We start from the raw sequence: 21,147 nt of genomic DNA, 5'->3' as shown, positions 1-21,147 counted from the left end.
AACGCAGCCAAAGTTATCGCAGATAAAAAGTGTTAGTGGAGAAAAACAATGAACAAGCATCTGTATCGTATTATCTTTAACAAAGCCCGGAACATGCTGATGGTCGTGGCTGATATTGCCACCTCTGGGCAAGGTAGTACGGTACGCCGCCGCAGTCGTCGGCAATCACCACAATGCCTTTGCCGGTTAACAGCGTTACGACTGAGTTTGTTATTGGCAACCGGCTGCATCTCCCTAACAGCGCAAGCCAATATTGTGGCCGACGGACAAGCACCGGGTAATCAGCAACCGACTATCCTGAACAGTGCAAACGGTACGCCACAAATCGATATTCAAACCCCTAACGCCGCAGGTATCTCGCGTAATACCTACAGCCAATTCGATATCGATAAACGAGGCGTCATCCTTAACAACAGTCACAATGCTGTCCAAACTCAACTGGGCGGTATGGTGGCAGGCAATCCTTGGCTTGCCAAAGCAGAAGCCAAAATCATTCTCAATGAAGTGAACAGTATTAACGCCAGTAAACTTAATGGCTGGATAGAAGTCGCCGGACAAAAAGCCAACGTTATTATTGCCAACCCGGCGGGCATCACTTGCAACGGCTGCGGATTCATTAACGCCCATCGCGCAACACTCACCACAGGACAGGCCATGATGGAACAAGGCCGACTGAAAGGCTTTGATATTGACCGGGGAGAAGTCCGCATAGAAGGGCTGGGACTGGACAGCTCACAACAAAATTACACCGAAATTATTGCCCGCTCGGTGGTCATCAACGGCAAACTGCACGCGAAAGATCTAAAAATCACCACCGGACGTAATATCGTTGATGCAGCTCACCAGAATATTGAGAAAAAAACTGCTGACCGCAGCAAGAATCCCTCATTTACGCTGGACGTAGCCGCACTCGGTGGCATGTACGCCAATAAAATCATGCTGGTGGGTACCGAATTTGGTGTAGGGGTACGTAACGCCGGCCACATCGGAGCAACCGCCGGTGAAGTTCGCCTCACAGTTGATGGACTAATTGAGAATAGTGGCACCATTGCCGCACGAAGCAATACCATAATCAAAGCGGAGTCGATACAAAGCGCCAGCGGCAGCACCCTATCCGCCGGTATTGATAATAAAGGAAAAGCCACGCTGCCCGGATCGCTGACACTGACCGCCAAACAGCACATTCAGGCCAATGGAAAAAATCTGGCAACCAATACTCTGGCAGTACAGAGTAAAAAGATTGATCTCAGCGGCAGCCAAACTTCTGCTAACAACATTCAACTCACTGCCAGTCAGCAAGAGGTTAGCACCGCCAACGCTACAGTCACCGCTGACAGCTTTACAGCTAAAACACCAGGCCAATTTAACAACGACGGCGGCACACTGGTAGCACGAGAAATCAACTTAACGACTCCAGCCTTATCCAACAATCAGGGAAAAATTAATCAAACCGGCAACGGCGAGCTGGTACTGAACACCCAAACACTGAATAACCAAAGCGGAACCATTCTCAATGAAGGAAAACGACTGGCTATCACCACAGGAACGCTGGACAACCATCATGGAAAAATCGCCAATAACGGGAATGACCTGAACCTAACCGTCCACAAGAAAGCGGACAACACGGAAGGAGGGACAATTCAACTCGCCGGCAAAGGTAAACTGTCACTCAACACCCATCAGTGGATAGGTGACGGAGGCAAACTACTCTCCAATGGCGAGCTGGATATACAAGCCCACAACCTGCAACTAAACAAAAAAGCAGTCACTACCGCCGACAAGATTACAATAAAAACAGACACATTAAGCCATCAGAGTGGAGTAATGCAGCAGAATGGCAAAGATAAGATGTCCCTCACTGCCAAGACGCTGAATAACCAAGATGGCGAGATTAAAGGTAATGGCAACCTGAAAATCGATGCCACCACCTTGGATAACAGTAAAGGTAAAATCGCTGCAACCGGTGGCAGCACAGAACTGATCATTGCGAAAAACATTGAAAACGTTGACGGACGAATCGAAGCCAAAACAAAGCTCACAACAAAAAGTCAGGCGTTGAATAACCATCAAGGATCATTACTGGCTCAGCAGATAGACAGCCAAACCAAAGGAGATAAATTCACCAACACCGCAGGACAAGTTATTGCCAAAGAAAAACTCACCCTAAACAGCGGTGAGCTGGATAACACGTCTGGTTTGTTACAATCTGGCAGTGACATGATAGTCAATACTCATGGACAGAGACTGACTAACGCCAAAAGTGATGACAAAAACAAAAAAGGCATATTAAGCAGCGGTAATCTGGAACTCCGTACAGGTGATATCAACAACACCGCCGGCATTATTTCCGCTAAAGGAAAAACCACCCTTAACGCCGGTAACGTTGACAATACCGACGGTCAACTCTTATCACAACAGATGGCGGAACTGACCACACAAGCATTAGATAACACTCGTGGACAGATCCAATCAGAGTCAAGCCTGTTGTTGGATACCCAAAACCAAGCCCTGACCAATACCGACAGTGGCAAAACTGGCGGTATCATTGCCAAAGACTCATTACGCATTTCCAGCGGTGACCTGACTAATAATGCGGGCGTTATCCTTGGTCATGGCATTCACATCGATACCCATGAACAACGGCTAAGCAACCAAAAAGGCACCATAGAGAGCAAGAAAAATCTGCAACTTGACAGTGGAGAGCTCGACAGTACCAGTGGACAAATAAAATCTGATGGCGACATGACATTAGACACCCACGGGAAAAAGCTCACCACCGCTAAAAGCAGTGACACGGGTGGCGTGACCAGTAAGGGAGCGCTCACCTTAAAAACAGGCGAGATAGACAACCACGATGGCACCATCACGGGTACAGGAACGACAACGATAACGGGTGGAGAACTCCACAACCAACGAGGAAAACTTGTCAGCAAAACCGGTCCCCTGACATTAACGGTAAACAACACTGACAACAGCGGTGGACTACTGCAATCCGCGGGTGATCTGACACTGGATACGAAAAGTGGGCTGCTAACCAACACCAACAGCGGCAAAGACCGGGGCATCATCAGCATAGGCAACATGAAGCTGACGACCCAAGGCGTTAACAACGATGCGGGCCTAATCCATGCGGGTAAAAACCTGATCCTTGACGGGCAGAAAGGAACCATAACCAATAGCAACAGCCAGCCTAATCAAGGTATTCGTAGCTCAGGAGACTTGACGCTGACGGCAAGTGCTATTGATAACCATCAAGGATCTGTAGAAGCTGATAAACGACTCACCGTAACATCCGGGATAGTTGACAACACCGGTGGCTTGTTGAAATCCGGCACAGCCCTGTCGCTCAACACCCAAGGCCAGAAACTGACTAACGCACAGAGCGGAGAAAAACGCGGTATCCGCAGCGGCAGTGATCTGAAGCTGGAAGCCGGTGAAATTGATAACACCGCTGGCGTAATAGATGCGCAAGGTGAAACCTCGCTAACTAGCCAAAACCTCAACAACACCGGCGGTAAAATCCTCTCACGGAAAAAAGCCGATCTGACAACACAAGCGGTCAACAACCAACGTGGACAGATACAATCCGCAACCCGTTTGAAATTAGATACACAACAGCATGAACTCACTAACACCGATAGCGGTAAAAATGGCGGGATCGTCGCAGAAGATGCCCTGGAACTGACTACCGGTAAACTGATCAATGACCACGGATCTATCCGTGGTGGTGAAACCCACATTAACACTCATCATCAAGCACTAAACAACGTGGCCGGCACCATAGCCAGTAAGAAAAACCTAAAACTCGATAGCGGAGAACTTAACAGTACCGGCGGGAGAATAGAGTCTACCGGTGATATGACGCTGACCACTGACGATATTGACAACCAAGACGGTGTGATTATCGGTACAGGAACAACCACCGTTACCGGCGGTGAGCTGAAAAACCAAGGCGGGACCCTCGCCAGTGAAACCAGCGCACTCACATTGACCGTGAAAAAAACCGATAACAGCGGCGGCCTGTTGAAATCCAAGGGTGATCTGACACTCGATACACAAGGTGAACTACTGACTAACCTCAACAGCGGCAAGACCGGAGGCATCATCGGTGCAGGCAATGTCAAGCTGACCGCTCAAGGCATCAATAATGACGCGGGCTGGATCCATGCGGATAAAAACCTGACTCTAGATGGGCAACAAGGCAAAATAACCAACCGCAACAGCCAGCCTAAACAGGGGATCTCAAGCCAGGGAGAGTTGGCAATAACCGCGGGCGCTATCGATAACCAACAGGGAAGAGTCATCGCCGATAAGCAGCTCAACGTGACATCAACAGGAGCCGTTGATAATACCAGCGGTAAAATAGTCAGCCAGAATCAACAACTCACCATGAATACCGGTGAACTGAATAACACAAGTGGTTTGCTGCAATCCAAAACAACCCTTTATCTTAACACCCACGGCCAAAAGCTGACTAATACGCAAAGCGGGGATGACCTCGGCATACGCAGCGACAGTGACCTGACTCTGGAAGCCGGTGAAATTGATAACACCGCTGGCAAGATAGACTCACAAGGCAAAACCACGCTAACCAGCCAAAACCTCAACAACACTGACGGTAAAATCCTCTCGAAAGGAAAAGCCGATCTGACGACACAAGCCGTCAACAACCAACGTGGGCTGATACAATCCTCAGCCAGTCTGAAACTGGATACCCAACAGCATGAACTCACCAACACCGATAGCGGTAAAAACGGGATCATCGCAGAAGATACCTTGGAACTGACTACCGGCAAACTGATCAATGACCGCGGCGATATTCGTGGTAACGAAACCCACATTAACACTCATCAGCAAGCACTAAACAACTTGGCTGGCACCATATTCAGTAAGAAAAACCTACAGCTCGACAGTGGAGAACTCAACAGTACCGGCGGACGAATAGAGTCTACCGGCGATATGACACTGAACACGCACGGGGAAAAACTAACCACCGCCAAAAGCGGCAAAACCGGTGGTGTTTTCAGTAAAGGGACAATGACCCTTACCACTGGCGAGATCGACAACCAAGATGGTTTTATCAAAGGTACAGGAACAACCACCGTTACCGGCAGTGAACTGAAAAACCAAGGCGGAACCCTTGCCAGTGAAACCGGCTCGCTCACATTGACCGTGAAAAAAACCGATAACAGCGGCGGCCTGTTGAAATCAGCAGGTGATCTGACACTCGATACACAAGGTGAGCTACTGACTAACCTCAACAGTGGCAAGACCGGGGGCATAATTAGTGCAGGCAATGTCAAACTGACTGCTCAAGGCATCAATAATGAAGCTGGCTGGATCCATGCGGATAAAAACCTGACTCTAGATGGGAAACAAGGCAAAATAACCAACCGCAACAGCCAACCTAAACAGGGGATAACAAGCCAGGGAGAGTTGACAATAACTGCGGGCGCTATCGATAACCAACAGGGAAGAGTCATCGCCGATAAACAACTCCACGTGACATCAACAGGAACCGTTGATAATACCAGCGGTAAAATAGTCAGCCAGAATCAACAACTCACCATGAATACCGGTGAACTGAATAACACAAGTGGTTTGCTGCAATCCAAAACAACCCTTTCTCTTAACACCCACGGCCAAAAGCTGACTAATACGCAAAGCGGGGATGACCTCGGCATACGCAGCGACAGTGACCTAACCCTAAAAGCCGGTGAAATTGATAACACTGACGGTAAAATCCTCTCGAAAGGAAAAGCTGATCTGACAACACAAGCCGTCAACAACCAACGTGGGCTGATACAATCCTCAGCCAGTCTGAAACTGGATACCCAACAGCAGAAACTGACGAATACCGATAGCGGAGAACTTAACGGAATCCTCGCACTGGATAGCCTAAAACTGATTACAGGTGAACTCATCAATGATTTCGGATATATCCGTGGCGATGAAACTCACATCAATTCTCATCAACAAACATTAAGCAACCTAACTGGCACCATAGTCAGTAGGAAAAACCTACAACTCGACAGCGGCAAGTTAGACAGTACCGGTGGACTAATAAAGTCTGACGGCAACATGACGATAGATACTCACGGAAAAAAACTGACCACCGCCAAAAGCGGCGATACCAGAGGCGTTATCAGTAAAGGAACGATGGCCCTGACTACCGGTGAAATCGACAATCAGGATGGTGCTATCATCGGTACAGGAGCAACGACAGTGACTGCGGGTGAACTGAAAAACCAAGGCGGAACCCTCATCAGCGAAAAAGATGCTCTAACATTATCAGTGAACCAAACTGATAACAGCGGCGGCCTGTTGCAATCCGCAAGCAAACTCACTATCAATACGCACGGCCATTCACTAACTAATAAAAACAGTGGTGATCGGGGCGGTATCCGCAGCCAGGACGAAATATTAATTACCAGCGGTGATTTACATAATCAGGCTGGTACAATTACCAATCGCAAAATCGCAAACGTAGATAATACTCAAGACACCATTGTTGGCACCCAACAGATAAAGCTGATTACCCAAGCATTTAATAACCAACAAGGCAAGGTCCATTCTGATGGCAACCTGAATCTCAACACTCAAGGCCAACGCCTGAATAACACCGGCGACAAAGATAAATCAGGCGAATTCTCTGCTCGCGGAGATTTGACACTGGATATCGGAGAATTAAACAACGACGCTAGCTTTATCGCCGCGGATGGCAAAACTAAGATTACCAGTACAACCCTCACCAATAAAAAAGGACTGATTGCTGGTAACAGTGGACTGGAGATTCATAGCCAGACGCTTACCAACAGCAATGGCTCATTGAAGTCAGCAAAAACCGTCAATATTGACACAAATGGGCAGCTACTGGACAACCAGCATGGCCGTATTATTGGCGATGACAACACCACCGTGACCAGTGGCAAACTGAATAACCAACACGGACACATTCAGGGTAAAAAACTCACCATCGACACCGGGCAAGCCGATACGGATAACCAAGACGGTAAGCTGCTGTCAACAGACACCATGAACCTGAATACCCTACAGCTCGACAACCGCCGCGGACAGGTCAAAGCCATAGGTAACGCGACGATTAACGCGCCGAAACAAACGAACAATACTGGCGGCCTTATCCACAGTGACCAACAACTGACACTAAAAACAGCGGAACTCATTAACCGGGAGACTCATCACCCTGACCAGGGTACCGAAGCCCAAGACCTGATAATTGAAGCTCAACAGATAGATAACACCCAGGGAACATTACAGGGAGCCAACCGCCTGCAAGCTATCATTAATCAGTCTCTGAAAAACGAACAAGGGCTAATCTCCGGTGGAAAACAACTCACCATCGAAGATAAAACCCAGAAACTGACGGTGAATAACCAGCAAGGCACACTGACTGGGAGTGAAAAGGTCAAAATTAAAGCCAACGCCTTGAGCGGTGACGGCCAAATCTTATCGCAGGGCGATATAGAGGTGAAATTAAAACAAGACTTCCACAACACCGGTAACATCGCCGCCGATGGCAAGCTGTCTCTGGAAACCGACGGCAACATTATCAATGACAGCAAAATTAAAGCCGAACAGGCGTACCTGGAAGCCCTAAATCTCACCAACACCCAAGCTGCGGAAATCAGAGCCAAGCAAACCGAAGTCAACGTCCGAAACACGCTGACCAACACCGGGCTCATTGACGGCGAACTGACCCATCTCACCACCAAAGTACTGGACAACACCGGAACCGGACGTATTTACGGTGACCAAATAGCGCTCAAGACTGACACTCTCAATAACACAGCAAAAGATGATAAAGCCGCCGTCATTGCCGCCCGAGATCGATTAGATATCAGCACCGGAACCCTCAACAACCGTAACCATGCCCTGATTTACAGCGTGGGTGACATGCGCATTGGTGGACAACTGGATGAGAACCTGGCTGCGACTAGTCAAGCTGGCCGACTCAGCAATCACGCGGCAACCATTGAGGCCGGGGGTAACCTAAAGATTGATGCCGCTATTATCAAAAATACCAACAACGGTTTGGTCACCCATATCGTCGAAACAGAAAAATCCCAGCGTCATGAAGCCGTATTGAGCGGCCACACTACCCGCTATGACTGGTCACAAGTGAATACTTCCCGTCGCAACAAATACGGCGTGCACAGAGCCGTCATGCCGGATGGCAGCGGAAGTGAGGAATTTTACGAGTACCGATATACCCGTACCATCAATGAAACCCAGATAAAAGAGAGTGATCCAGGTAAAATTTTGTCTGGGGGTAATATGACCATCAATAGCGCGATGCTGACCAATGACGACAGTCAGATCGTAGCAGGTGGAATACTCGGGGGTGATATTGACGAGCTACACAATAACGCCACCAAAGGTGAACGTATCATTACGGATGAAGGTAGCGAAATCCGTTGGTATGCCAAAAAGAAAAAACGTCGATTCAGAGGAACCAAAACCTCCCAAGGAAAAGACTGGGACGACTATAACCCAGCACCGATAACCGAAACCATTGACCTGAAAGCCCTAGCCTGGCAGGGCAACACTCGTCCAAACTCTACCGGCATAACAATAGGTGACAGGCAGACAAGCCGTGTTCAAAGTACACCAACCGGGATTAATCTGACCTCAAGAATGGCGGAAGCCGGTGAAGTTACGTTCACCAATGCCACTATCAACGCCATCACACTACCGAACAGGGACATACCGACTGATCGCCCAATACTTTCACCTACGAGCCAACAGACTGAGCAGATATTATCGTCCGGCGCAGTGGCACTACCAAGCCGAGATGCACTCACTGAACACCCAATACTTTCACCTACAGGTCAACAGACTGAGCAGGTATTATCGTCCGGAGCAGTAGTACTACCAAACAGAGATGCACTCACTGAACACCCGGTACTTCCACCCGTTCAACAAACTGAACGGGTACTCCCCCCGGTGACGGTCACCCTACCCAACAGTGGTCCATTAGATGAGCGCCCGCTGGTGTTACCAACAGGCCAACAATTTGAACTAACGCTACCGTCTGATACCGTCCAAGGTCAAAGCGTCGAACCTCTTATCCGTATCGTTGCTCCAGATACCCGCCTGCCGGACAACAGCCTGTTTGTCGTACAGCCGGGCAGTGACAGCCATTATTTAGTGGAGACCGACCCTAAATTCACCCAATATAAAAAGTGGCTAGGCACGGATTACATGCAACAACAGTTAACCCACGACCCGGTACTGGCACACAAACGCCTGGGAGATGGGTTCTACGAACAGCGCCTGGTGCGTGATCAAATCACCCAACTGACCGGCCAGCGTTATCTGGCGGGTCACCACAATGATGAAACTCAGTTCAAAGCGTTAATGGAAGCTGGCGTTGCCTTCAGCAAACAGCAACAACTCACCCCCGGTATCGCCTTGAGCCCATCGCAGATGGCGCTGCTCACCTCAGACATTATCTGGCTGACCAACCGGACCGTGACTCTGGCAGATGGCACAAAACAGACCGTGACCGTGCCACAGGTCTACGCTCGCGTGAATAAAGGCGATCTGACCGGTGACGGTGCTCTACTCTCCGGTAAAAACGTGACAATAAATAGCCGAAGAGATATTACCAACAGCGGCACCATCAGCGGACGTGAAGTCACCCAACTGGCAGCCAGCAATCTGACCAACAGCGGCTTTATCCAAAGCGGCAAAGTGGATTTAACCGCCCGGCAGGACATCACCAACCTCGGCGGACAAATTCGGGGCCGTGACCGCGTTTCTGCACAGGCAGATCGGGATATCACCAGTGCCTCTACCCTGCGCGGAGCAGGTGCTGACCGCTGGCAGGATCGGCCAGCGGGCATTTATGTCCAGAATGACAACGGTACTTTGTCGCTGAAAGCCCTCAACAACATCCATCTCACTGCCAGTGACGTGGAAAATGCGGGCAAAGACGGTCAGACAGAGATAACAGCGGGCCTCGACCTGACTCTGGATACCCTGCGTATCCATCGCACAGAAAACAGTGACTGGGGGAGCGACAACTATCGCCATCTGACACAACAACATGACGTCGGTAGCCAGATAACCACCGCCGGGAACCTGGCGCTGAGAGCGGGCAATAACCTCAATGCTACCGCGGCTAACGTGAACGCCGGTCAACAACTTACCGCTCAGGCCGGGAACAACATCACCCTGAATGCCGGTACCGCTTCATCAGACCTGACAGAACACAGCAAACAGACCAGTAAAGGCTTACTCTCCAAATCCTCCGTCGAAACCCACGATGAGGTGCATGAACGCCGGGCACAGAGCACCACGCTCAGCGGTGACCGCGTGACTGTACAGGCCGGAAATGACCTCAACATCATCGGCAGTAACGTGGCAGGCACTCAGGATGTTCATCTGGCCGCAGGCAATCAGCTCACCATCACTACCGCGGATGAAGCCCGTCATGAAACGCACTTCAAACAAGAGAAAAAATCCGGTCTGATGGGGACCGGCGGTATCGGCTTCTCCGTCGGCAAAGCCAGCCAAAAATCCACTACCGATATCGACAGCAACCTCAACAAAGGCAGCACGGTCGGCAGCAGCCAGGGCAATGTAACATTCAGCGCCGGAAAACAGCTCAACCTTCACGGCAGTGATGTCGTGGCGGGCCGCGATACGCAACTTTCCGGCCAAAACATTCACATCACCAGTGCGGAAAACAGCCACACCGCTATCACCAAAACCGAACAGAAACAAAGCGGCCTGACCGTGGCGCTGTCCGGCACCGCAGGCGGGGCCCTGAATTCCGCCGTTCAAACGGTTCAAACCGCCAACAATGAAAGTGACAGCCGTATCAAAGCCTTACAAGGCACCAAAGCCGCCCTTAGCGGGGTACAAGCTGTCCAGGCAGCCCGTCTGGCCGACGCTAAAGGTGGTGACGACAAAGCCAACAACAACCTGGTGGGTGTCAGCCTCTCCTACGGCAGCCAGTCCTCCCGGTCAGAACTGAAACAGCACCAGACCACTCAACAGGGCAGCAGCCTGATGACCGGGGATAATCTCACCCTCACCGCTTCCGGGACATCAGACCAGCACGGCGATATCCGCATTCAGGGCGGCCAGTTGCAGGCGGGTAAAGACCTGCAACTCAATGCCAGCCGGGATATCCAGCTCTCATCCAGCCAGAACACCGAACAGACCACCGGCAAAAACAGCAGTCGCGGTGGCTCACTGGGCGTCGGTTTCACTGCCGGACCGGGGGGCACGGGTATCAACCTCTCCGCCAGTGTTAACCACGGCAAAGGCCGTGAAAGCGGCAACGGCGTCAGCCATAACGAAACTACGCTGGATGCAGGACAAACCGTCACCCTCAACGCCGGCCGGGATGCCTCGCTCAAAGGCGCTCAGGTCAGCGGCGAACAGATTACCGCCGACGTCAAACGCCACCTGACGCTCAGTAGCGAGCAGGACAGCAACCGCTACGATATGAAGCAGCAGAACGCCAGTGCCGGTGTCAGTGTTACTCTCGGTCCACAACCGGGCGGTTCATTGAACCTCAGCGCCAGCCGCGACAAAATCCACAGCAACTTTGACTCCGTACAGGAACAAACCGGACTGTTTGCCGGCAAAGGCGGCTATCAGGTAAAAGTGGGTGAACACACCCAGCTTGACGGCGCAGTCATTGCCAGTACCGCAGACAAAGACAAAAACACCCTCGATACCGGCACGCTGGGCTTTGGCGATATCAAAAACAAAGCGGATTTTAAAACCGAACACCATAGTGCGAGTATCAGCACAGGTGGCTCAGCCGGCGGCATGTTCCTCAGTAATCTGGCGGCCAATACCCTGGGCGGCGCTAACCGGGAAGGCCACGCCCAAAGCACCACTCACGCCGCGGTCAGTGACGGCACCCTGATTATTCGGGATAAAGACCACCAGCAACAGGATGTCACCACCCTCAGCCGGGATACCGACCATGCTAACAATGCTCTCAGCCCTATCTTTGACAAAGAGAAAGAGCAGCAACGGCTGAAACAGGCCCAACTGATTGGCGAAATCAGTGCGCAGGTGATTGATATCGCCGGCACCGAAGGGGCCATTATCGCCACCAAAGCAGCCCACGCCAAACTGGAGAACATCAGTGACCCGGATAGAGAAGCGGCTATAAAAGTACTGAAGGATAAAGGTAAAACCGACATCACCCCGGCGCTTATTAAAGACCAGATTTACAAGACTGCCTATAACGCGGCATTGAATGAGTCTGGTCTGGGCACCGGTGGGAAATACCACACGGCTTTACAGGCGGCTACCGCGGCTATTCAGGGACTCGCGGGCGGAAATATTGGTCAGGCACTGGCAGGCGGCGCTTCCCCTTACCTGGCCGGGGTGATTAAAGACCTGACTACCGACCCGAAAACCCATCAAGTCGATGTCGTCACCAATACCCTGGCCCATGCCATTCTGGGGGCCGTGGCCGCCGAAGTCAGTGGCAACAATGCGCTGGCGGGTGCGGCAGGAGCGGCAGGCGGTGAACTGGCTGCCCGGGAACTGATGAAGCATATTCACGGCGAAAATGCTAAAGTCAGTGACTTAAGTGAAGAAGAAAAACAGACCATCAGCACCCTCTCCACCCTGGCCGCGGGACTGGCCGGCGGCATTGCCGGTGACTCCACCGACAGCGCCGTCACCGGGGCCCAGGCCGGGAAGAATGCGATTGAGAACAATTTCCTGAAGGCAGGTCAGATCACCTCATGGTTGGAAAAATATAAAGCATCATCTACTGATGAAGAAAAGAATCGTTTAATTGAGGTTGCTAGTAAAGCTGATCAAGATCAGCAACAGAAAGCTATTGAAACTAAGATTTCAAAAGATTATCTGATGAAACAACAGGAAGAGTTGATCAAGCTTATTCAATCACCAAATTGTGACGCTGACTGTACAAAATTAACAGAATATAGCCTTAACCAGATTAGTCCAGTAATTGATAATTACGATACATTGCAGAAAAGCAATAATATCCCACGGGCAGTAATTGCAACAATTTCTCTAGCCTTACCGACATTAGCTAAAACGGCTACACCTGCTGTTACTAATTGGATTGGAAGTACGACTATTGCAAACAGAGCTATAGGTGTAGGTACTACAGGCTTAGCCAACCTAGGAATGCAAGGTTACAACATCTACAACAATCCTCAAGAAAACTTTAGCTATACCAGTTTCGGGACATCTTTGATTACAGGCGGTGCAACGGCAGGAATGGGGTATTGGGGTACTGCTGCGACTAATACATTAGGAGCAGGTGTTTCTAGCGTAATTGATGGAAATTCTCCGTGGTTACCAATGGGAGGCGCGTTTGTAGGATCATCAGTAGGTTATGGAGTGACAAAGGGAACTACTAACTATTTGGATAATAAAATGAATCCTTGGTCAAATGGATTTAAAGAAAGATTCAATTTAATCAATCCTTCGATATCTGCACCACCGTTAGTATCCCCTGCTCCTGGCATTGTTGGTAGTGCAGTAGGAGCTGTTGGTTCTGAAACTGCAAATAAAGTAATCATGGATGAGTTAAGCTCTAAGGATAAAAAATGAAATTTATAATCTATTTTTTATATTGGTCTTTAGTTCAGAGCATAGGTGTGTTCATCACGGTCATGGCGGTAAAACTGTTAGTTAAATTTGTTCTTTATTTTGAAACTGGCGTGTTTTTCATCGGTTATAAAGATATTGTTGAGGCTATTGGAATAGGTGTTGTTATGGGGATATTCCTAGGTGGTGTTATTTGTTTGATAAATTATCTTCAACATAAAAGATTTTAGGAAAAGTTTAATGTCGTCATAATGTTAAAAAGATCCCAACTAAAGTGAACTACCCCCCGAAAGTTGGACACCCAACAAATAGGGGGAAGTTCTGCATGAAGAATTACAGCAAGTGTTTGCTCACATTTAAGCGGACATCGTTTCATCAGACCTGACAGAACACAGCAAACAGACCAGTAAAGGCTTACTCTCCAAATCCTCCGTCGAAACCCACGACGAAGTGCATGAACGCCGGGCACAAAGCACCACGCTCAGCGGCGACCGCGTAACCCTACAAACCGGAAATGACCTCAACATCATCGGCAGTAACGTGGCAGGCACTCAGGATGTTAATCTGGCCGCAGGCAATCAACTCACCATCACCACCGCTGATGAAGCCCGTCATGAAACGCACTTCAAGCAAGAGAAAAAATCCGGTCTGATGGGGACCGGCGGTATCGGCTTCTCCGTCGGCAAAGCCAGCCAAAAATCCACTACCGATATCGACAGCAACCTCAACAAAGGCAGCACGGTCGGCAGCAGCCAGGGCAATGTAACATTCAGCGCCGGAAAACAGCTCAACCTTCACGGCAGTGATGTCGTGGCGGGCCGCGATACGCAACTTTCCGGCCAAAACATTCACATCACCAGTGCGGAAAACAGCCACACCGCTATCACCAAAACCGAACAGAAACAAAGCGGCCTGACCGTGGCGCTGTCCGGCACCGCAGGCGGGGCCCTGAATTCCGCCGTTCAAACGGTTCAAGCCGCTAACAATGAAAGTGACAGCCGTATCAAAGCCTTACAGGGCACCAAGGCCGCCCTTAGCGGGGTACAGGCAGTCCAGGCTGCCCGTCTGGCCGACGCTAAAGGCGGTGGCGACAAAGCCAACAACAATCTGGTGGGCGTCAACCTCTCCTACGGCCGCCAGTCCTCCCGGTCAGAGCTGAAACAGCACCAGACCACTCAACAGGGCAGCAGCCTGATGACCGGGGATAATCTCACCCTCACCGCATCCGGCACACCGGACCAGCACGGCGATATCCGCATTCAGGGCGGTCAATTGCAGGCGGGTAAAGACCTGCAACTCAATGCCAGCCGGGATATCCAGCTCTCATCCAGCCAGAACACCGAACAGACCACCGGCAAAAACAGCAGTCGCGGTGGCTCACTGGGCGTCGGTTTCACTGCCGGACCGGGGGGCACGGGAATCAATCTCTCCGCCAGCACTAACCGTGGTAAAGGCAGTGAAAGTGGCAACGGCGTCAGCCATAATGAAACTACACTGGATGCGGGGCAAACCGTCACCCTCAACGCCAGCCGGGATGCAATGCTCAAAGGCGCTCAGGTCAGCGGCGAACAGATTACCGCCGACGTCAAACGCCACCTGACGCTCAGCAGCGAGCAGGACAGCAACCGCTACGATATGAAGCAGCAGAACGTCAGTGCCGGTGTCAGTGTTACTCTCGGTCCACAACCGGGCGGTTCATTGAACCTCAGCGCCAGCCGCGACAAAATCCACAGCAACTTTGACTCCGTACAGGAACAAACCGGACTGTTCGCCGGTAAAGGCGGCTATCAAGTCAAAGTGGGGGAACACACCCAGCTTGACGGCGCAGTCATTGCCAGTACCGCAGACAAAGACAAAAACACCCTCGATACCGGCACGCTGGGCTTTGGCGATATCAAAAACAAAGCGGATTTTAAAACCGAGCACCATAGCGTGAGTATCAGCACCGGCGGTTCAGTCGGCGGCATGTTCCTCAGTAATCTGGCAGCCAACACCCTGGGCGGCGCTAACCGGGAAGGCCATGACCAAAGCACCACTCACGCCGCGGTCAGTGACGGCACCCTGATTATCCGGGATAAAGACAACCAGCAACAGGATATCACCGCCCTGAGCCGGGATACCGACCACGCCAATAATGCTCTCAGCCCTATCTTTGACAAAGAGAAAGAACAGCAACGGCTTAAACAGGCCCAACTGATTGGCGAAATCAGTGCGCAGGTGATTGATATCGCCAGTACCGAAGGGGCCATTATCGCCACCAAAGCGGCCAACGCCAAACTGGAGAACATCAGTGACCCGGATAGAGAAGCGGCCATAAAAGTACTGAAAGATAAAGGTAAAACCGACATCACCCCGGCGCTTATTAAAGACCAGATTTACAAGACCGCCTATAACGCGGCATTGAATGAGTCTGGTCTGGGCACCGGTGGGAAATACCACACCGCTTTACAGGCGGCTACCGCGGCCATTCAGGGACTCGCGGGCGGAAATATCGGTCAGGCACTGGCAGGCGGCGCTTCTCCTTATCTGGCCGGGGTGATTAAAGACCTGACCACCGACCCAGAAACTCACAAGGTCGATGTCGTCACCAATACTCTGGCCCATGCCATTCTGGGGGCAGTGGCCGCCGAAGTCAGTGGTAACAATGCGCTGGCGGGTGCGGCAGGCGCGGCGGGCGGTGAACTGGCTGCCCGGGAACTGATGAAGCATATTCACGGCGAAAATGCTAAAGTCAGTGACTTAAGTGAAGAGGAAAAACAGACCATCAGCACTCTTTCTACTTTGGCGGCCGGGCTGGCAGGCGGCATTGCCGGTGACTCCACCGGCAGCGCCGTCACCGGTGCCCAGGCCGGGAAGAATGCAGTGGAGAACAACTTCCTGACTGTCAAAAAGAATGATGCATTGATCAAAGCCCTTGACGACCAAAAGGCAGGTAAAAACCTCCTGGAAGCTTCACAAAATATCGTCAGACTCACCAATGAAGACAAAGCCAGTAATGTGATGTTAGACAAATATCGCAAAGGTACATTAGATGAGAAAGGAAAACAGGAGCTGTCTGTTTTGCTCAATCAATATGGCTATGAATTGCAGACAGAATATGGTTTCCCAGGAAAAAAAGCTGCGGCTGCAATTCAGAATTTAGTTAACGGGGGAGCATTTGTTGCGGCTGCCGCAGATGCGAAAGCCTATAATGAAGCATTAAGCTATTTGAAAACGTACAGCGTACATTCAGGACAAGCTGCTCTCGGAACGGATGCATTAACGATATTACCCGGCACACCAGGAACACTTATTCGGGGAAGCATTGTTGCCGGAGGTTCATATCAGGCGGGTACGGGTATTGGGCAGGTTATTGACGGCAAATATGGTAGTGGCGTAGCAAATATGAGTCTGGGTTCACTGGCTATATTTGGAGGTGTTGCCGGTAATAAAGCCATAACCAAGCCGACAGAAGGAATCGTCTCACCAGATAAACTCACAATTCAGGAAAGCAGTAGAGTTTTAGATAAAAAAACTCATACCTCCATTCCTAAGGTCACAGCAGAGTTAACTGATAAAGAAACCGGGAAAAAATTTACTGATACCAATCAGGGGAATCGGCCAGATTACTATCTTGGTGATCAAAGTCGCCCTACTCTGATTAATGGTCGGATACAAGCCAAAATAGAAAAACGGCCTAATAAAGATCTCCCTAATAGAAATATGGCAACAGCGCATGCCGAGGTTGGAGCCATACAGCAAGCTTATGAGAATGGCTTAACTATGGGCCGAGATATGGAGCTGAAAGTAACGAGAGATTATATCTGTGGTTACTGTAAGGGAGATATTGCAGCAATGGCTGATAAAGCTGGGCTAAAATCACTTACAATATATGAAGAAAAATCAGGCAGCACACTATACTGGGTTCCTGGAATGAAATCGATAAAGGAGAAAAATTAAAATGAATTTTTCTATCAAGTGGATTTTAAATGGGAAAGGGGGGAAAACAAAATTTCCTATTTGGCTGGATGTCGAGAAGATTCTATTAAATTTAAAAGGTAAATCAGGAGTATTAGTATTAAGTGTCATCCATAATGAAACTGAGTTACAGGTAAGAACTGAGGAAGGAGACTATTTGCTCACATTAGGTGAAATAGTGGAAGATGAATATAATGTTCGTTCTTATTGGGACCCAGAAGGACCAGATCAAAAAATTAATATCTTAGGTGATTATTGGCCTGCTCGCCAACTCACAAAAGATTTCGATTTTGTTGTTAAAGTATTCAAAGAATTTTTTGATACTGGCAATGTATCAAAAGAACTTCTAAATTAAGCGACCACCCCGGCCATTCCAAAACCGGGGTTATTTTTACCTCCAGCATTAATCCGGCAGGATAATGTTAAATTAATTCAAATCATTACATGAAACCAAAGCCGCTCTTAATGGGATACAGGCAGTCCAGGCTGCTCGTCTGGCCGACGCTAAAGGCGGTGGCGACAAAGCCAACAATAATCTGGTGGGCGTCAACCTCTCCTACGGCAGCCAGTCCTCCCGGTCAGAACTGAAACAGCACCAGACCACTCAACAGGGCAGCAGCCTGACGACCGGGGATAATCTCACCCTCACCGCTTCCGGCACACCAGACCAGCACGGCGATATCCGCATTCAGGGCGGTCAATTGCAGGCGGGTAAAGACCTGCAACTCAATGCCAGCCGGGATATCCAGCTCTCATCCAGCCAGAACACCGAACAGACCACCGGCAAAAACAGCAGTCGCGGTGGCTCACTGGGCGTCGGTTTCACTGCCGGACCGGGGGGCACGGGAATCAATCTCTCCGCCAGCACCAACCGCGGCAAAGGCCGTGAAAGTGGCAACGGCGTCAGCCATAACGAAACTACGCTGGATGCAGGACAAACCGTCACCCTCAACGCCGGCCGGGATGCGACGCTCAAAGGCGCTCAGGTCAGCGGCGAACAGATTACTGCCGACGTCAAACGCCACCTGACACTCAGCAGCGAGCAGGACAGCAACCGCTACGATATGAAGCAGCAGAACGCCAGTGCCGGTGTCAGTGTTACTCTCGGTCCACAACCAGGCGGTTCATTGAACCTCAGCGCCAGCCGCGACAAAATCCACAGCAACTTTGACTCCGTACAGGAACAAACCGGACTGTTTGCCGGCAAAGGCGGCTATCAGGTAAAAGTGGGTGAACACACCCAGCTTGACGGCGCAGTCATTGCCAGTACCGCAGATAAAGACAAAAACACCCTCGATACCGGCACGCTGGGCTTTGGCGATATCAAAAACAAAGCGGATTTTAAAACCGAGCACCATAGCGTGAGTATCAGCACCGGCGGTTCAGTCGGCGGCATGTTCCTCAGTAATCTGGCAGCCAACACCCTGGGCGGCGCTAACCGGGAAGGCCATGACCAAAGCACCACTCACGCCGCGGTCAGTGACGGTGCCCTGATTATCCGGGATAAAGACAACCAGCAACAGGATGTCACCACCCTGAGCCGGGATACCGACCACGCCAATAATGCTCTCAGCCCTATCTTTGACAAAGAGAAAGAGCAGCAACGGCTGAAACAGGCCCAACTGATTGGCGAAATCAGTGCGCAGGTGATTGATATCGCCGGCACCGAAGGGGCCATTATCGCCACCAAAGCGGCCAACGCCAAACTGGAGAACATCAGTGACCCGGATAGAGAAGCAGCCATAAAAGTACTAAAGGATAAAGGTAAAACCGACATCACCCCGGCGCTCATTAAAGACCAGATTTACAAGACCGCCTATAACGCGGCATTGAATGAGTCTGGTCTGGGCACCGGTGGGAAATACCACACCGCTTTACAGGCGGCTACCGCGGCCATTCAGGGACTCGCGGGCGGAAATATCGGTCAGGCGCTGGCAGGTGGCGCTTCTCCTTATCTGGCCGGGGTGATTAAAGACCTGACTACCGACCCAGAAACTCACAAGGTCGATGTCGTCACCAATACTCTGGCCCATGCCATTCTGGGGGCAGTGGCCGCCGAAGTCAGTGGTAACAATGCGCTGGCGGGTGCGGCAGGCGCGGCGGGCGGTGAACTGGCTGCCCGAGAACTGATGAAGCATATTCACGGCGAAAATGCTAAAGTCAGCGACTTAAGTGAAGAGGAAAAACAGACCATCAGCACTCTTTCTACTTTGGCCGCGGGTCTGGCCGGCGGCATTGCTGGTGACTCCACCGGCAGCGCCGTCACCGGTGCCCAGGCCGGGAAGAATGCGGTGGAGAATAATGCACTAAGTGATATTGTCGAACGTCAGTTATCTGGCGAATCACAAGCTGACAAATACCAAAAGGCATTAAAACAGATTGAAACGGCAGAGGCCGAGCTTAAGGTACAGCACTGTGCGGGGCTTAGCTCTGATGCTTGTTCGGCCAAAATAGATGCCTACCGGGCAGAACTCTTTAAAGGAGCGACTTCTTTCGGAATTGACTTCGTTCCGATTGCTGGTGATATCAAGAGTTTTGCAGAAGCCCAGAGTGCGATAGACTATCTAGCGGCAGTTGTCGGTTTAGTGCCTGTTGCAGGTGATGCCGCAGGCAAAGCCATTAAAGCGGCAGAAAAAGCCTTAGTGAAAGGGGATGTTGCCGAAGCCTCTAAGTTAATTAACAAAGCCAATGATGAGATCCAGGCTGTTAAGGTGCTCAACGTTAACTCCTACAAGGAATTAAAATCTTGTGCAGTCGTGGGGGATGGACTAGAGCATGATCATATTCCGTCATTTGCAGCACTTAGAAAAGCAAAAGAAAATGAGTTGGGAAGAAAACTAACCCCCGCAGAGGAAAAAACTTTATATCAAAATGCAACGGCCGTTGAAATTCCACGGGATGCACATAAAGCCAGCCCGACTTATGGAGGTAAAAATACTCCAGCTCAAGTTCAGAAAGACGCACAGGATCTTTGTGGTGCTGTATGCCGTGATACCGAAGCTTTGAGACGTAATATGATAGAACGTGGTTATGACCCTAAATTAGTTGATGATGCGGTACGACAGATCGTAGAACGTAATCGAAGTAAAGGAGTAATGAAATAATGTTGAAATTACAAGAAATTATAGCTTTGCTTGGGTGCTCGAAGCTCGATCGTCGTTTTGTTTTATTAATTCAAGAAATTAATGAGATGCCTGATGTTTCCCCTGATATTTTAGGAGAAAGGATTTATTATTCTTTTTATAGTTCAGGAATTTTACTTTTGCTAGAGAATAATATTATAGATCAAATTACTTTCTTTATAGAACCTAGTGAAGGCTTTACTGGTTATATCGGCGAGCTACCAGAAGGTATAGAGCTAAAGGGAAAAGAGTCCGAATTTATTGAAATCATGGGAACACCAACTTCAAGCGGAGGAGGCAAACCAGATATGCTGTTGGGATACATTAACCGATGGATAAAATATGTAAGAGATAATTACGTATTACATATTGAATTCAATAAAAACAACTTCATAAGTAAGCTTTCTCTAATGCTGAAATAACATTAATCCCGATCATATGCCCTCCCCGAAAGTTGGACACCCAATAAGTAGGGGAAAGCTCTGTA

6 protein-coding genes and 1 pseudogene are annotated in these 21,147 nt (G+C 50.1%); all 7 read left to right on the top strand.

Annotated elements, in window-relative coordinates:
* The first annotated feature begins 48 nt into the window (after window positions 1–48).
* The 7 genes and pseudogenes from SLS51_RS16145 (at window position 49) to SLS51_RS16120 (ending at window position 21,082) form a co-directional block, all read left to right on the top strand.
* A complete protein-coding gene (locus tag SLS51_RS16145; protein ID WP_323839688.1) occupies window positions 49–13,584 on the top strand; it encodes a hemagglutinin repeat-containing protein in 13,536 nt (4,511 codons plus the stop codon).
* Entirely contained in the window at window positions 13,581–13,811 is a 231-nt protein-coding gene (locus SLS51_RS16140; RefSeq protein WP_011144920.1) for a hypothetical protein, read from the top strand. The genes SLS51_RS16145 and SLS51_RS16140 overlap by 4 nt, the downstream gene beginning before the upstream one ends.
* A 142-nt stretch (window positions 13,812–13,953) precedes the next feature.
* Window positions 13,954–16,467, top strand: a pseudogene (locus SLS51_RS16135) (hemagglutinin repeat-containing protein); the annotation flags it as partial.
* Window positions 16,468–16,581: 114 nt separating this feature from the next.
* Window positions 16,582–17,520, top strand: a complete 939-nt coding sequence (locus tag SLS51_RS24700) for a cytidine deaminase-like fold-containing protein (protein WP_439126889.1) — start codon at window positions 16,582–16,584, stop codon at window positions 17,518–17,520.
* Between the two features lies 1 nt (window position 17,521).
* Entirely contained in the window at window positions 17,522–17,893 is a 372-nt protein-coding gene (locus tag SLS51_RS16130; protein ID WP_323839686.1) for a DUF6911 family protein, read from the top strand.
* Between the two features lie 184 nt (window positions 17,894–18,077).
* Window positions 18,078–20,642 carry a hemagglutinin repeat-containing protein gene (locus tag SLS51_RS16125; protein ID WP_323839685.1) on the top strand — a complete coding sequence of 855 codons (2,565 nt, stop codon included), beginning with the start codon at window positions 18,078–18,080 and terminating at the stop codon, window positions 20,640–20,642.
* Window positions 20,642–21,082, top strand: a complete 441-nt coding sequence (locus SLS51_RS16120; RefSeq protein ID WP_228903144.1) for a DUF6392 family protein — start codon at window positions 20,642–20,644, stop codon at window positions 21,080–21,082. Before SLS51_RS16125 ends, SLS51_RS16120 begins: the two co-directional genes overlap by 1 nt.
* The last annotated feature ends 65 nt before the right edge of the window (window positions 21,083–21,147 follow it).

Source organism: Photorhabdus africana (assembly GCF_035181445.1).
In the GTDB taxonomy this organism is placed as follows: Bacteria; Pseudomonadota; Gammaproteobacteria; order Enterobacterales; family Enterobacteriaceae; genus Photorhabdus; species Photorhabdus laumondii.
The sequence above is the reverse complement of the archived record's forward strand: the minus strand, read 5'-3'. Positions and strand labels throughout refer to the sequence as shown.

Coding starts and splice junctions, on each gene's coding strand:
- SLS51_RS16145 (WP_323839688.1), top strand. CDS start 49: ATGAACAAGCATCTGTATCGTATTATCTTTAACAAAGCCCGGAACATG.
- SLS51_RS16140 (WP_011144920.1), top strand. CDS start 13,581: ATGAAATTTATAATCTATTTTTTATATTGGTCTTTAGTTCAGAGCATA.
- SLS51_RS24700 (WP_439126889.1), top strand. CDS start 16,582: ATGTTAGACAAATATCGCAAAGGTACATTAGATGAGAAAGGAAAACAG.
- SLS51_RS16130 (WP_323839686.1), top strand. CDS start 17,522: ATGAATTTTTCTATCAAGTGGATTTTAAATGGGAAAGGGGGGAAAACA.
- SLS51_RS16120 (WP_228903144.1), top strand. CDS start 20,642: ATGTTGAAATTACAAGAAATTATAGCTTTGCTTGGGTGCTCGAAGCTC.